The organism is Polyangiaceae bacterium (genome assembly GCA_020633205.1).
GTDB lineage: Bacteria > Myxococcota_A > Polyangia > Polyangiales > Polyangiaceae > JAHBVY01.
The window spans coordinates 69,194-84,140 of record JACKEB010000017.1 but is presented as its reverse complement, the minus strand read 5'-3'; the positions used below and the strand labels follow the sequence as shown (position 1 = coordinate 84,140).

The window sequence follows — 14,947 nt, the reverse complement described above, 5'->3', positions numbered from 1 at the left end:
AGGGCAGTTGTCACCCTCGGCTGATCGGCTGCGTGCTCGCGCAACCGGGCATGCCTTGGGGCGATTTCGTACAGCGAGCGGTTCAAGGCTGGTCGCGAGGCGCTGGAGGAGCCCCTATGCCAGCGGCACTCGACCCTGACGGAACAGGTCTCAGGGGTATTCGGTACACAGAGGAAGTCTGATGATGTCGCGCGGAAACGGTTGTAGGGGCTCGAGAAAGAGATCCTGCTAGGTTGAGTTGGTCGGGATCTCTGCGATTCTGTCCCCAGGCTGATTGCCCCATGGTAATGGGGAAACGTCCAGGGATACACCACCGACCCTACAGGCCCTGGCGAGGCGCGCGAGAGCCACGTTGAACTCGGCAATGCGCAGCAGACTGACAGCCTCCAATGAAATGCTAACGCGCAACGCTCGGACGCCTAGCTTCGTAGCGAGCGCGGCGAAATACTCGAAGTGTTCCAGGTTCTGCTGGTGTGCCTCTGCGCGAATTTCTACGGGGATATTATGCTTCAGTAAATTGCGGACGCCTCGAAGCGCTTGATGCCAGCTGCCTGGATCCCGTGTGATGGCGTCGTTCATGTCTGCGGTGTAGCCGAACAACTTGACGCTCGCTCCCGTCAATCCCGCGTTCCGCAGCTCCTTTGTGAATGCCTCAGAGGCGAAGCGCCTGCCGTTCGTGACCATGCCCACGCCACGGTGATCTTCCCCCCGGGCCTGTCGAACCAGGCTGCTCAGCTGATCTGAGAGCGTGGGCTCACGCCCGGCGAGCAACACTGGCAGTCCTGATTCTCGCGCCCGAGCGACGCTGGCAGCGGGGGGGGAAGAGTGAAGCGTGGCTTGGTTAGGACAGGTGAGGCACCCGTTGTTGCATGGGCCACTCAATAAAACGGTCGCGCACCGTTGATTGCCGCTCGACGCCGGCTGGCTCTGGTCTCTGGGGCCCAGCAGCGCTGAAACCGACCGTTCGAGGTCGCCTATTGCCCGGAGGATGCGCTCCGCGTCTAGCCCTTCGCCTCCGCTCACTGCGTCGGCGATGGACGCCAGTTGATCGATTTCGGTTTCACGTCCAAGGCGTTCCCGTAGCTCCTTCGCGAGGCGATACGCCGTCTTGATGTTTGGATCTGCGAAACGCCAAGCTGCCTCTACCCCGTAGCCTTTGAGCCGGCCGGCGCCTTCGTCGTCTTGCTCCCAATCGTCGAGCACCAGACCGTCGCGGCGTGCGGCGTAGTAGATAGGCAAGTCGGGGTACAACCTGAGCCGATTGCGGCCGATTTCGTCGAAGAGCTCCAGCAGCCCTGAGCGCTTCACTGTGTCGACGTTGTCACGAATGTCAGCTGCGCTCGTCCAAGGGCTCCAGAGAATCATGCTGTGACCCTTCGCTCGCGCGTAGGCGAAGTTATTCGGGTACTCGGCAGCGAGCGAGCGCATGTTCTCCACCGCCCGAACTAGTTCATGAGACATGACGCCTTTATTGTAGCGGCGGAGCTCAGCGTCGGAGAACGACTCGAACCCCGTGAGGTATACTTCGAGCTGGTGCCCTAGGTCGGTCGCGACTTGAATTGCCGCGCGGATATGTTCGATGTCCCGTGTGAAACCGTCTGCGCGTGCCTGGAACAGCCAGCGCAACTGTGGGATGTTTGCGCTCGATGCCACGCGGAGTAGTTTGGGCAGATACCGGATGGGGTACTGGTCGACCAACACCAGCTCTTCGAGCTCCGGCACGTGCTTCGCGTAGAACGCCGCCTGCTCCACGAGGGAATCCAGGAGCACCGCTTCTGGTTGCTTCTGGTAGTCCCCGCCGGCACGGCAAAACGCGCAGCCCAACACGGATAGCGTGTCGTCCGAGGGGAGCTCTAACCCCTCGTAGAATGCCTCTTCCGAGGGAGCCCTCGAATACGGACAGCCAGCGTTGCCGAATAAGTACTTGCGAGTCAGGCGAGGGACAGCTCCGCTGGCGATGCATTCACCATTCACCTCGGCTTCGAATGGTGTCATCAGCGGTCGGGGCGTTGCGGGAGGCCCCATGAGCGTTTGTTGTCCGACTCTCTGCGATACCCCAGGGATCTGTCGGGCATCGTCGCCTGAAGCCAACGAGTTGGCTAGTTGCTCCACCGCCCAGGCAAGCTCTCCCGCCGACGGAGACCTGCGGGTGGTTCCTCGTCGCACCTGACCGGGGGTGGTGCCGATGGTGTAGTCGACAGATTGGGCGAGTTCCGCATCACCCCAACTCACCAGCGCTACCTTCGTGTTTGGACTTCTAGCGCGGAAGTTTGCGAATGGGGCTTGATCGAATAGTCGCTCTACAACCACCAGGTTCGGCTGAAACCCCTCGAGCCACGCTTCGACGCGCTTCTGCACTTCTGCGTCCGCTGTACGGTTTCCCTCGTAGTAGACGCGCAGCAACCGGGCTTCGTGCCCGTCACGCTGAAGTCGCGCGCACGCATGCTCGAGTAGGCCGTCTGGAAAGAAGCCTGGATCTCCCTCGGCGCACGGTATGACCAACGCAACCCGCAGGCGTGAGCGAGTCAGAGCCGTGAGGGAGCGCGACATTCGTCTGTCATTCTAGCAACTCACACCGGGCGTGGGCGTGCCACGGGTCTTGACCGCTGCTACGCTGGTCGTTTCTACTCTGGACCTATGATGGTTCGCACGGCGGTCGTGCTTTGCGGTTCGTTACTCCTTCTGGCGTGTCCTGCTGGCTGCCTCGAGGGCCGCGGGGCGGGTGGCGCTGGCGGTTCAGCGAATCGCTAGGGCAGGCGTTCTGAAGTTGCGCGCAGGTAACAACTCAACGAACTCACTATTCCGGCTATCCGGGCGGGAGGGGGCGTGCGGGAGACCGACTATCTGATCATTGGCGCGGGTATTGCCGGACTGACATTCAGGCACTTTCTGGGCGATGCGGACGCCGTCGTCGTCGATTCCCGCCCGGGTCGTTACAAGATCGGAGAGTCGATTGTCCCTCCGCATTTCTTCGCGCAGGAGCTGCGACCATTGCTCGCGAAAGCTCGCGAGCTGAAGTCTGCGTCGGACAAGCTGGGAACGCTCTTCGTTGGGGGGGAGGGCGTCAGCTTTTTTCATTCGTACTACGACGCCGAGTTCACGCTGCATCTTGATCGGCGTGAGCTTGAGCAACTGTATCGCGATCACTTCCAGATCGAGGTCTCCGAGGAGCGAGTCGCGTCGATCGACTTCGAGGCGAAGGTCGTCACTACGGACCGCGAGCGCTATCGAGTACGACGTCAGATCGTCGACTGCTCCGGTCCCGCGATGGTGGTCGCCCGGGCACGCAACGACGCACGCGAACTGTGGCCTGCCTACGCATCCTGGCTCTATCTACCGATCGATCGTGTCGATGATCAGCGATTCTGGCAGGATTTGGTGTCATCAAAGACTCCGTTCTTTCGTTACAGCGATACCACACAAGCGGTTCTCCCCGACGAGATCGACTGGGCTCTGCGACCAAGTCACATGACTATGTTGCGGCGCCTCGAGGACGGAGTTTGGAACTGGCAGATCCCGCTCTATCGATCGTCGCTGCTGAGCTTCGGGGTGGTCTCTCGGCACGGCCCAGTGAGCGACGACGCGCTGCTGTCCTTCGTCCGCGACCACCTGGGAAAGCAGTATGATGCTCGCGTTGACTTGACCGGCGGGCAGGATCCGCACAAGCGGATCCATCGCCGCAACCGCTTCGCCTTCGCTGCAAGCCAGTATGCTAGCCCCGACTGGGTGCTCCTGGGAGATGCGGCCTTCTTCGGCGATCCTGTCTACTCTGTTGGCACCGGGATCGCGACGAATCAAGCTATCCGCGCGGCATCGCTGATGCGGCGATTCCGCTGGGAAGAAGACGCCTGGAGAGTGTTTGACCAAAAAACGAAGCTGTTGTTCGAACGAGCCGAGAGTGCCTACGAGCACTGGTACGCCGGTCGCGTCACCACGAGTGATCAGGTGGCGACTCGGGTACAGTCTGACTTCCTCAACGGCCTAGCCTTCCACTGCACGACAGGGCAGGCGTACATCGACATGTGTTCGGTCGCCGGCTCGGAGGATGAATCAGATCCGCGGTATGAGGGTGACATCGGCGACGACGTGACGCCGCTGGTCGTTGAGTTGCTCCCGCAAGTTCCGGCCTGGCGCGTCGTCCGTGCCAAGTCCGTGCAGCAGATGTTGGAGGTCGATTGGGTGAGCGAAGATGGCGAAGCGTTGTGCATGCGCTTCGCTCGCCGGGACCTCGGCGAACCGTGCTATCGCGCGATCGGTCCGTTTGCCCTGAGTTACTCTCGCCTCCCCGGGGGGCTGACGCCTTCGATGCAGGGACTGTTCGATGCCGTAGCGTTGGGAGTCTCCAGCAAGCAAGGTGCAGTGCTGAAGCTGATCGAGTTTCGGGCCGTCCACACCAACCGTGACTAGCGGATGCTACGTAGGCGGCGCTAGCTCCCAACCGCGCAGCCACTCCAGTGTAGCCTCAATCTCGGATTGATTCCGCGCGAAAACGGCACTGTGTTCCGCCGCGCTGAAGTCGTCGCTGTAGTAGCTCAACGCATGACGATCCGTTTCTGCGAAGACATCTGCCTCGTCGCCCTTAGGATGCACCAGGAATCCCAAGCGATCTCCCTCGGTACTGCGAAGCCGAAGGTCGACCTCCCAGCGGTCGTAGCGGTAGACCCGTGATTCAACCAGCGACCAACCGGAGAGCAGGCCGCCGGCCAATCCCGCACTGAAAGCGTTGACCAACGGTTCGAGAAGCCGGGCAACCTCGGCGTGCTCTTCGTCTTCACGTGGTCTCGGAAGGCGCAGCCGCGGGAGTTCCACCTCCGGCGTTAGGTTGGCCAGAGCGCAGAGCAAACGGCGTAGAGTCGCCTGCGCAGCGCGCGTGAGGGCCGTGACGTCGCCGCTACTCCATGCGGCGTAGAAGCCGCCCCGCTCTTCAACACTCGGCGGCTCGACGGGCGTGACCTCGGCCTCGCTCCACAGCACGATGAGTTGCTGGTTGTCCCAAGTTTCTAGCCTCAAGCGCAGGGTACGGTCGGCGGCGAGCCCGAGGTCGAGCAGGCGAACCGCGCCGGCTCCGTTCGCCGCCAGCGACACTGCGCTATCCACTCGCGCCCGTAGCTCCAGCCCTGCGTCGCAGCTAAGCGGGTCGCCCGGTGTTGCGTTCACGCTGAGTAGCAAGTCGGTGAGTCCCACGGCTCGGAATTCATCGCTGCCGAAGCGCTCCAGGTACGCTCGGAGGAGCTCGCCGCCACAAGGCTCGCGGAGAGCGCAGTTCGACGCGTGGGGGCACTCAACCGTAGAGGCAGCGAAGGCTCCGCGGTCCCGATCGCCTGCGCCGTGGCGAAACGCCTTCGAGCGATACTCGGCGCCGGGGACGCCGGACATTCGAGGATCCAGCGATAGCCAACTTCGAAGTCCTATCCCTCTCGAGAGGTACTCTCGAAACGCCACGCAGGGCGCGACGCCCCGCACGATGAGCGGGTTCCCAGCGTCGGCGAGGGTTCGCGCTACCTCGCTCTGCTGTGGACATTCCGTGAAGAAATGATCGCTGCGACTCTCGCTGCTTGGGTACGGCATGTGAGCGGCGAACGCGAACCCCCGTTGGCGAGCGTACTCGCGAAGCCGAGGCAGCTCGCCAACCGCAGTGCGCGTGACCGCCGTGATCAGCGTAACCGCTTCTGGGCCCGAGAGCTGCACCAGGTTCTCAAGCGCCCTCAGAACTTTGGAATGCGCGCCGGGAGTGCCCACCACCGCGTCGTGGATGTCCGCATCAACACCGTACAGTGGCACGTAGAACTGCCGCTTTGCCGGCGCGATACCCACGAGTTGTTCGCAAAACTCAGCGTCCGCGAGCAGCGTTGCTGGCGAAAACACGTGAAGGTCGTCGAAGCCAATTTCGACTGCAAAACGCAAGACCTCCGCGACCCGAGGGTACGCCAAGGGGTCATAGCCGTTGAGCCGCAGACGAGTGATGCCCTTGGCTCTGCTCTCGCTTAAATCCGCGAGGTAACGCGTGAACTGGGCGTCATCGTCCTCGGTCGGCGCGGCGAGCTCCCGTACCGAACAAAAGCGGCACGCTTGCCCGCAGTCAGCAGAGATCGCCAGATTGAGCGTGGCGTCGATTCTTGGTGCCGCGGCGGGGCTCGCTGCTGGTCCGAGCAACGGTAGTTTTACGTCAGCCAACGTGTCGGGGAAGATGACCTCAAGCTCCCCGTGATCGCGCAATGCTAGGACTAGCGCGAGTTGCCTCAACAACGCCTCGGCACCTTCTGGTTCGCTTCGGCCTAGGGTCAGATAGCCCAAGCTGAAGTGCTCCGTCTCGGCGAATGCGCGTCCACCTGGGGTGCGGGGCCCTATCGTGGCGATGAGCCGCTGTTCGTCCGCCAGGCGTTGGAACTCGAGCGCTAGTTCCAATCGCGCTCCCTCGCGCTCCTGATTGTGCGACGCGGGGTAAACGTCGAACAGCGTGAAGCCTCCGGCGAGGAGAGTCCCTGGGGTGATCTCTGGTGAAAGCAACGCCCGCAGGCTCGCGCGCGAGAAGCGGATGGTCTCAGCACGACGCCTCGCTCCCAGCGCATCGGCGAGCGTCGCTGCGGGCCCCAGTCGTTCCAGGCTCGCGTCCACCGTCTCCGCAAGTCCGATAACTAGAGCGCCCGCCTGCTCCAGCAGCTCCGGAGTTCGCTCGCCAAGCCTGCTTCGGTAGCGCACTGCACACCGAGCGAGGCGTCTCAGCTGGGGGCCGGGAGCGTCCAAGGGCAGCAACTCCACTTCCAGCCAATCGCTGGATGCGTCACGCTCAAACCGAAATATCGCGTGACATGCATCGAGCAGAGTCAGCCCGGCGATTGTCCATCCGCCCAGCGCGTGCGTTCGTTGAGCGAGCACCGATGTCACCAAGGACTAGGTTATCACACACACGCGGGGGGAACCGCGACCTCAGGGCTTGCTTTCGCTCATCGCGACCACGCTCGATTGTCTGACACGAGGATGCAGTGGAGGTTCTCGTCTAGAGAGACCAGGCCACCTGCGTCCGGGACCAGCGTAAGCCCGTGCAGTTCTGCACATGGGACGAAGGTGCCACCGGCGTAAGCGTGAGCCGCGCGGATTGTTGGGCGCTCGGGAGGGCCATCTGCGTCCAGTGCCAAGTATCGTCCCTCTCGATCAATGGCGTGAATCCGCTTCGCGAAACCCAGCCAGCGTTCAATGAGGCCAGGCTGTTTCTGTTCGGCCAGCTTTAACAAGCGAGTCCCTTTCGCCCGGCTAGCGTTACAGGCCAAAGTGCAAGGAAAATGCGAGAGCGCGGTAACCCCGGGGTTCAACCAGGCCATGCTGGCTTCGAATGGACCGATCGGGGCGGGGGGGATATTGTTTAATGCCGCGTGGAAATCATCCCGGCGGTTCGAGTGAACGAGCTGTTCGATGCAGCAAGTGGGGTAGCCCAGCAGACGGCCCATCGCGCGAGTAGCTTCATCCCCGATTGAGTCTCGTCGGTGCAACAATTCCTCAGCCGCGATCGCCTGTTTCAGCACGTCGCTCGTCGCGGCGCCGAACAGGACGAATCCGGGGCCTGAGCGTCCTGTGGCTAGCTCGACAGCCAACCCGGCGTCCCCGTACTCGCGTGCCGCCTGGTCGGCTTCGTCTCCAGTCACGAGCTCGCGCTTGACGAGCACGCGTGACGACGCTGCGTCCAAGCAATCCAGCAGCTCCAGGTCGGGAACCTTTGGAGCCACAGCGGACAGCAACCTCCTACGAGGTCCGTCCCATGGGCGCGGCGGCACAAAGTTCGTAGGCCAGCGGTGCCACAGCTGCAGGCCGACGCTGGGGCCGAGATCGGGCAGCAGTCCCTCGCCTAGCGCTGCGAGCTGGCTCTTGAGGCGCTCTAGCGCCTCCCGCAGCTTGGCGGGAACCTTGGTTTGAGTCTCTAGTGCGAACCCCGCACCGTGCGCGAACGCCTTCGCCCGGCCCATCGGATCCGGAAAAAGCCGCAAACTGCAGTGTTCTCCGGGTCCCTGCAGCCGAAACAGGGTCTGTGCCGCAGGCGCCTCGTTGGATCCCGGGTTCACGTTGGCATCCGATCCTATACCAGCTTTCGTCGCTCGATTGATCGCGCCTGGAGGGGTAGCCGAGGGTCTGCTCCCCTAGCTCCCCGCCATGGGGCGACGCATGACTCGCGTGTGTTCTGGACGGCCGACCTGCGCTTGACGGAACGCGTCGGTCACGATCTAAATGTCGGCATGCGAACGGTGGTCTTGGCGGTTGGGTGCGTTCTCGCGGTGTGGGCCTGCAGCTCAGAGGAGTCGGGGGGAGGCGGCTCCGGTGGGTCGGCGGGAAGCGCTGGAACGTCCGCCGGGGGGAACGCTGGAAGCGGCGGTTCTTCGACCGCCGGCGGGACAGGAGGCAGCTCGGGCTCGAGCGGGTCCGCCGGTTCAGCCAGTACGGGTGGCGCGGAAGACGCGGGCATGGACGTGATGCTCGACGTGTACGTCTACCCGCAGTGTGAGGAAGGCTGCAACAAGACCATCGTCATGTGCAACGGGACCGCGGCTGAGATCGAAGAGTGCATCAGCACCTGTACGGCCGCGACTCTGGGAACGTGCGGCGATGAGATGAAGGCACTCGTTGCCTGCCTCCTGACGAGCGGCATCCAGTGCAACGGCACCCGGCCGATGCCGACTGACTGTGGCACTGAGGCGCAGGCCTTCTCCGACTGCGAAGACAACAACTAGTGACCGAGTCGGAGTTCGCTCTTGGATTTCAGCACCCACGCTACCGTCCACCGGTCATGCTCCCACACCTCTACCGAGCCGTCCTGAACCCTCAGGCGCTCGGCGTGGCGTAGTGGGGCGCACAGGAACTCATCCTGAAGGGCACGCAACAGCGCCGGTCCACTTGACGCTACGTGGGCGTTGAACCGTCCCTTGGCAACCAGCTCGTTGTCTTCCAGGTGCGCTGCTGAAAGCGCGATGCGTGTGCTACCGAAGGAGAGCGTGTACTCGTAATCCGCTTGCGGTGCCTCAGCCCGGGCGCGCAGTGCGCTGCGTACCTGAGTCTCCGCCACTTCTCGAGGGCTCGAGATGCCAAGCAGCAGTCTAAAAGCGAGATAGACGTCGGAGTAGCTGGAGTTTCTCGCCGCAGCCTTCATCAACCCATAAATAGCCGCATGGATTTGCTTGAGAGTCCGTTGAAGGCTCGTCAACGGCCCCAACAACTGGACGAGTAGCGCTACGACCCCGAGCAAATCTGCGAGCCGTTCGAGCTCGCCCCTGAGGGTCGGAGCGGCGCCATCCCCCAGCTGGCGCTCGATGCGGCGGGGAAACGACTCATCGTTCACGGGCTGGAATGCCGCGTGGCCTCCGTTCGGCAGGTACTCGAGCGCGAGGCGGGGGCAGTCGTCCTCGAACCAGCAGCCCTCACACGCAGCGGGAGTCTCACGGGCTGAATGGCGAGTGCGCTTGAAGCTCTGTGCGGGCCCACCAAAGGCATGGGGGCGCTTGCTCATGCTCGTCGCGATGCCTCGCAGCGCGTCGCTAGTCAGCTCCGGGTGCAGGCACGGCGGGAGATCCTGCAAGTGCAGCGAGATGCCGAGTTCCCGTGCCAGCCTGAGCGCCTCGCCGAGTGGTTGGAGCTCACCGGGAACGTCAAACGCTACACGCTCGATGACCGCGGGATCCGAGGCCAATCCACCAAACTGCACCAGGTGCGCCTGAATAGCATCTACCCCAAGCTCGTGGAAGAACTTGACCGCCAGAGGGAGCTCCGGCGCGGAGTTCTTGCTCACGATGAAGTTCACGTTGAGTACGAGCCCGTGTTCGCGTTTGGCGCCCAGAAGTTCGAGATTCCTCAGGCCCGCGATTGCCTCCTCAAAGCTGCCAGGGACCAGGCTCAGCGCGTCGTGAGTCGCTGGTGTTGCCCCGAGGAAAGAGAGAGACAGGTGCCTCAGCCCTGCATCGAGCAGCTCTTTGCAGAACGCGGCGTCAGCCAGGCGCCGCCCGTTGCTCACCATGCCTACTAACGAGAAGTTGAGCTCCTGGACTCGGCGCAGGAGTGCGGGCAGCGCGGGCCAGAGCGTTGGCTCTCCGCCTTGGATGCTGACTTGGGTCACCCCACGGGACCGTGCGTCCTTCAGGTCCGCGACCGCCGCCTCTAGGTCGTAGCGTTGGTGAAAGCGAGGGTAGGACTGACCGAACGCGACTTCCCCTTGGATCACGTTCAGGCCCGCCTTGGTGCGCGCGCTGCGCGTGGCGGCATCGATCAGTCGGTGCCCACAGAAGATGCAGTAGCTGTTGCAGCGCTGGTCCAGAAACAACGTGTAGTTGAAGCCAGCGTTAGCCATCTTCTCGCTCATGCCGGCTTTGGCTCGACCACGCCCAGTTCCCCGAGGAAACTACCGACGCGGCGGAAGGCCTCGCTGCGCCCCAGCTGCAGCAAGTGACCGCCGGGCCAGGTCTCCAGCGGGGCGTCGAAGTGGCCTGCGAGTCGCCGAGCGTGGCGCAGCGGCGTGATGCGATCGGCTTCGGCGCCGACGATCAACACGCGTTCTTTTGGGGTCTTGAGTGGACGGTGCAGCGGACTCACCGCGCGGTGCACCCGATCGAGCGCCTCATACTCCAAGAGCTGCTCGCTCGCGTTGCTCCCGAGCCGGCCCTGATCTCGCGCGAAGTCCGCTAGGGAGGCGAGGGGAATCATCGGCACCGCGAACGCTAGATCATTCTCCAACGTTGCGAGGAGGGACGTCGTGTAGCCGCCAAGGCTCATGCCCATGACGCCGACTTGGGGATGGCCCTTCTCCCGTAGCCAGCCGATGAAATCACGCAGATCCCCCATCGCCTGGCGGAAGCCTTCATTGCTGAAGCGCGGATCCGATCCGGGGAACGGCGGAGGGCCTTTGCGCTCCGGCTCGCTGCGCACGGCGTGGAAGGGCAACACGAACAGCGCTACGTCCAGCCCGCGCTTGAACAGCCACTTCACCGGCCAAACGCGCTCCTCAGCTACGAACTGGCCACCGAGGTAGCCATGAATCAAGACGATCACCGGACGCGGCTCTCCACGCTCGTGGCGAAAGAGTCGTGCCGCGGCCTGGGCGTTACTGCGATACCTGGCGTAGCGCTCGTCTAAATCCGGGAGGAAACAAACGTAGTCACTGCGCCAGCTCAGATCCTCCACTACGCCTGGCGCCGCCCCGCTCTCCCCCACGCGGCGCACCTGGCGCCGCACGGGATCGATGAGCCGGGGTGAACGGAAGAAGCGGTCGCCACCGCTTGCGTAGGCTTCGGCGATGTGTGTCAGCGCCTGCAACCGCTGGTCGTGGGTCAGGCTTTCCGCGCGAGAGCCACGCCGCTTGGCGCTCGCGGTGGCTGCCAGCGTTGCTGCACGGTCGACCGCGGCGGCGGCGCCGCCGACCAGACTCGAGAGCAAGCTCTTCTCGGAGCGCTTGGAGAATCGCTGACGGCTCATCCCGGTTTCCATGGCGTATTCAACCTGCTTCACCCCTCGGGCGCAACGCGCTCCGCGCCAAGCGAAGAAGGCTTGGATACAAAGCCCGCGAGGCGCAGGGCACCGAGCAACAGCACGCCGAGCAGCGGTAAGGCGAGCCACTCCGGAGCGTTGACGACCCAGCGCGGCCCGTTGAAGCTCGCTTCGGGCCACCACAGGAAGCCGGGCGTTGGTACCTTCTCGACGGACGCCGTCAGCGGGCCGAGGTGGCTCAGCTGTCCAGAGGCGTAGCCGTGGTAGTAGGTGGAGCTGCTCGCGGCACCCCAAGGAATCGGCGGTGAACAGGACACGTGGAGCGCGTGAAAGTGAGCACCGAGACACACCTCCAGCGACCCGACGTTGAGCCACACGAAGGTGTTGTAGCCAAACCAGTTCGCTATCCAGCAAACTTGTACCCAAAGCAGCAACGCGCCGAGTAGCGCGAGCGGGACGCTGCGAAGGACCTTCACAAGCGCGCGCACACGAGCTCTTTGAGCGCCGGCTTCAGCACCTTGCCCACGGGGTTTCGGGGGAACTCGTCGAAGCGCAGGATGCGCTTCGGCACTTTGTACGCGGCGATGTGTTGCTTTGCCCAGTCACGCAAGGGCGCTTCGTCGATCTCGGATTCGTGCCCCGGGCGCGCCAAGATGCTCGCCACGGCGATCTCGCCCCAGGTCTCATCGGCGATGCCTACCACGGCGACGTCAGCGACAGCGGGGTGCTCGCGGAACACTTCTTCGATTTCGAGCGCGGAGAGCTTGTACCCGCCGCTCTTCAGGATGTCGACGCTGGTACGACCCAGGATGCGGCAGTACCCGTCTGCATCCCAGGTGGCGGTGTCGCCGCTCTTGAACCAACCATCGACGAAGCTCGCTGCGGTGGCCTCTGGGTTGCCGTCGTAGCCGGCGAACACGCTTGGCCCCTTGATCCAGATCTCACCCGATTGCCCCGGGGAAACGTCAGCGCCCGATTCGTCGACGATGCGAATTTGCATGCCTGGCAGCGCCTTGCCGCAGGAGCCCGGTTTGCGTGGGCCCGCAACGGGGTTCGTCATGCCGACGCCGATCTCCGTCATGCCGAAGCGCTCGAGAGGGTAGCTACCGCAGAGCTCCTGCCATCGACCGCCCACCGTGGTCGGCAGCGCCGCGGAGCCGCTGGTGACCAGGCGGAGCCCTTTGGCGTGGCTACGCCAGCGCGCCTGATCGTTTTCCGCGGCTGCGTCGAGGGCGTCGAGCAGCTTCTTGTGCATCGTGGGCACGCCCATCAGCACGTTGGCGTCCCGCATCGCCTCCCACATGCGTGCGGCATCGAAGCGCTGGAGCATGTGCGTCCGGCTTCCGGATAGTAGCGAAACGAAGAGCGCGATACCGAGGCCGTGCAGGTGGTGTAACGGCAGGCAATGCAGGAGTGAGTCGCTTGGCTGCCAGTCCCAAGCCTCAGCGACCAAGCGCGCGAGCTCGCCCAGGTTCTCATGCGTGATTAGCGCGCCCTTCGGCTTGCCTGTGGTGCCGCTGGTGTAGAGGATCACCGCCGGCTGCTCGCCTGCGGGCAGATTATCCGTGGGGAATAAGTCGTCGTAGCCTCGCAACACCTCGATGTCGAGTAGCGGCACGTCTCCCAGGGGCTCTGCGCGGCTCTCGAGTTCTGCGCGCATGTCCGCGGAGACGATGATGGCCTGGGCGCGGGAAGTCTCCACGAACCATTGCTGCTCGAGGGGTGGGTGCAGGTGGCTGAGGGGCACCGCGATGGCTCCGGCCAGGGTGATGCCGAAGAACGCCTCGACCCAGCCGCTGCCTTGAGCCACGAGCATCGCGACGCGCGGTGGATCCGCGTGAGCGGTGTCAGTTCCAGGGCGAGGCCCCGCGAGGCCTTGGGCTGCCAGCCCGGCCGCGACACGGCGCACCCTCTCCCCCAAACTCCGAAAATCCACGGATTCAGCTTCGTCGACGATCGCGACCGCGTCGTTGTCCGGGTGCGCGGCGGCGAAGAAGCGTGTTTGAAGTGGGCTCGCTGTGGCTTCGCTCATGACGAGCTGGGGCGTAGCTCAAGCTGTCGACTGTGCCAAAGCAACATTTCCAAAGTGCCGATTTCGCGAAGCCAGGGCTGGTTGTGCGGGCCGGGCGCCTCTCGCAGCACATGAGGCACGCCGAGCTCCTCGAGGCGCTTCGACATTGCGCGCGTCGGCTCGAGATACGGATCTTCGCTCGAGCTCTCGAAGTGCAGAGCCTTGGGGCCGTAGCTTTGAATCAAGTCTGAGATGCGCGACGCGTAGAGCCCGGCTTGGACCACCCCGTAGGCGCTCTGCACTCCGCCGTAGCTCGCGAACAGCGCCGGTTTGCGCAGGAAGACCTCGATGCCGACGTAGCCACCAAGGGAGCATCCGTCGAGCCCCGTATGCAAGCTGTGCGGGCTCGCGGGGAAACGTTTCCGTACGGTTGGTAGGAGTGTCTCCTCGATCCAGTCCGCGTAGCGGTCCAGCGTCTGTGGCGCGGGCTGAAGCTTGTACGGGTTCGGGGTGACGGGGCACACCAAGATTAGATCCCGGAAGGGACGTCGCTCGAGGCTCGAGTTGAGACCGCTCAAACGTGAATCCGTAAGGTAACGTAGCTTTCGCAGGGTGCGGGCCACCGGCGCGCGTTTCAGGCGCTCGTAGCTGCTGACCAGGCCATAGCGGTCGCCCCACGCGTGAATCCCCAGGAGTTCATTACCAGTCTCGCCCAGGCCATGCAAAAGCACCAGTACCGGTAGGGGATGGGCGGGCAGGGGCTTTGGGGTGAGCACCAACGCCCGCCGCGCGATACGCGCGTCGCCGGGCAGCTGCAGGTCGTGGGCATCGAGCAGCTCGGACTTGGGCGTCTCCGCCTCGCCCTGCCGCGAATCCGTCAGCAAGGCGAGGAGCGTCCCGCTCCCAAGCAAGAGCTCTCGCCGGCTCAGCTCAGCCCGCAGCGCGCCAGATCGAGGGCTTCGCAGCTTGTCTCGAGGCGGCGGCTGCTTGCGCATGAGTACGCCTTAGCACCTCGGCGCACTTCGTGTGCTGGCGGCCGCACGCTTTTGCTACTCTCCTCCAAGATGTCCCGCGTCCCCTTCATCAAGCACCTGATGACGCCGTTCCCTTTCACCATCGAGGCCACGGCCTCGCTGGAGGACGCGGAGATGATGTTCGACAAGCACGACATCAGCCATCTGCCGGTTGCTCACGCTGGGAAGTTGTCCGGCGTGATCACGAAGCAAGACGTCTTGCGGGCGCTGGCCGAGGGCAGCGAAGAGTCAGTCAGCGTGGCTGACGTTGCCGTCGCCGATCCATACGTGGTCGACCTGCATGCGCGGGCCGATGAAGTGCTGCACGAGATGGCGTTGCGGCACATCGGCTCCGTCTTGGTGACTCGCGAAGACAAGCTCGCGGGGATCTACACTTCGAATGACGCCATGCGGGACTTCGCAGAGCACCTGGCCGCCTTGGAACCGCCGAACACCGTCGCCTAGC

At 63.8% G+C, this 14,947-nt stretch carries 11 protein-coding genes; 3 read left to right on the top strand and 8 right to left on the bottom strand.

Annotated features, from left to right (window positions below; all coding sequences use genetic code 11):
* Window positions 1-228: 228 nt before the first annotated feature.
* Window positions 229-2,550, bottom strand: a complete 2,322-nt coding sequence (locus H6718_26730) for a radical SAM protein (protein ID MCB9589037.1) — start codon at window positions 2,548-2,550, stop codon at window positions 229-231.
* A 276-nt stretch (window positions 2,551-2,826) separates the two neighbouring features.
* On the opposite strand from H6718_26730, the gene H6718_26725 reads away from it, so the two are divergent.
* The gene (locus tag H6718_26725; GenBank protein MCB9589036.1) at window positions 2,827-4,407 is read left to right on the top strand and encodes a hypothetical protein; all 1,581 of its coding nucleotides are present in this window, start codon (window positions 2,827-2,829) and stop codon (window positions 4,405-4,407) included.
* Window positions 4,408-4,413: 6 nt separating this feature from the next.
* Here the strand turns inward: H6718_26725 and H6718_26720 are convergent, their stop codons facing one another.
* Window positions 4,414-6,699 carry a hypothetical protein gene (locus H6718_26720; protein MCB9589035.1) on the bottom strand — a complete coding sequence of 762 codons (2,286 nt, stop codon included), beginning with the start codon at window positions 6,697-6,699 and terminating at the stop codon, window positions 4,414-4,416.
* Between the two features lie 245 nt (window positions 6,700-6,944).
* Window positions 6,945-8,054 (bottom strand): hypothetical protein, encoded by a 1,110-nt coding sequence (locus H6718_26715; GenBank protein ID MCB9589034.1) that lies wholly within the window; start codon window positions 8,052-8,054, stop codon window positions 6,945-6,947.
* A 111-nt stretch (window positions 8,055-8,165) separates the two neighbouring features.
* Here H6718_26715 and H6718_26710 point away from each other — a divergent pair, with 111 nt between their 5' ends.
* A complete protein-coding gene (locus H6718_26710; GenBank protein MCB9589033.1) occupies window positions 8,166-8,717 on the top strand; it encodes a hypothetical protein in 552 nt (183 codons plus the stop codon).
* Here the strand turns inward: H6718_26710 and H6718_26705 are convergent.
* The 5 genes from H6718_26705 to H6718_26685 are packed head-to-tail and all read right to left on the bottom strand — an operon-like array spanning window position 8,714 to window position 14,463.
* Window positions 8,714-10,336 (bottom strand): radical SAM protein, encoded by a 1,623-nt coding sequence (locus tag H6718_26705; GenBank protein MCB9589032.1) that lies wholly within the window; start codon window positions 10,334-10,336, stop codon window positions 8,714-8,716. The two genes, H6718_26710 and H6718_26705, sit on opposite strands and share 4 nt — an antisense overlap.
* Window positions 10,333-11,445: a hypothetical protein gene (locus tag H6718_26700; GenBank protein MCB9589031.1), complete on the bottom strand. Its 1,113-nt coding sequence runs from the start codon at window positions 11,443-11,445 to the stop codon at window positions 10,333-10,335. Before H6718_26700 ends, H6718_26705 begins: the two co-directional genes overlap by 4 nt.
* A gap of 29 nt (window positions 11,446-11,474) precedes the next feature.
* Window positions 11,475-11,933 (bottom strand): hypothetical protein, encoded by a 459-nt coding sequence (locus H6718_26695; protein ID MCB9589030.1) that lies wholly within the window; start codon window positions 11,931-11,933, stop codon window positions 11,475-11,477.
* Window positions 11,930-13,489 carry an AMP-binding protein gene (locus tag H6718_26690; protein ID MCB9589029.1) on the bottom strand — a complete coding sequence of 520 codons (1,560 nt, stop codon included), beginning with the start codon at window positions 13,487-13,489 and terminating at the stop codon, window positions 11,930-11,932. The genes H6718_26695 and H6718_26690 overlap by 4 nt, the downstream gene beginning before the upstream one ends.
* Window positions 13,486-14,463: a hypothetical protein gene (locus H6718_26685; protein ID MCB9589028.1), complete on the bottom strand. Its 978-nt coding sequence runs from the start codon at window positions 14,461-14,463 to the stop codon at window positions 13,486-13,488. Before H6718_26685 ends, H6718_26690 begins: the two co-directional genes overlap by 4 nt.
* Window positions 14,464-14,532: 69 nt before the next feature.
* Between H6718_26685 and H6718_26680 the strand changes: the two genes are divergently transcribed.
* The gene (locus H6718_26680) at window positions 14,533-14,946 is read left to right on the top strand and encodes a CBS domain-containing protein (GenBank protein MCB9589027.1); all 414 of its coding nucleotides are present in this window, start codon (window positions 14,533-14,535) and stop codon (window positions 14,944-14,946) included.
* Window position 14,947 lies beyond the last annotated feature (1 nt).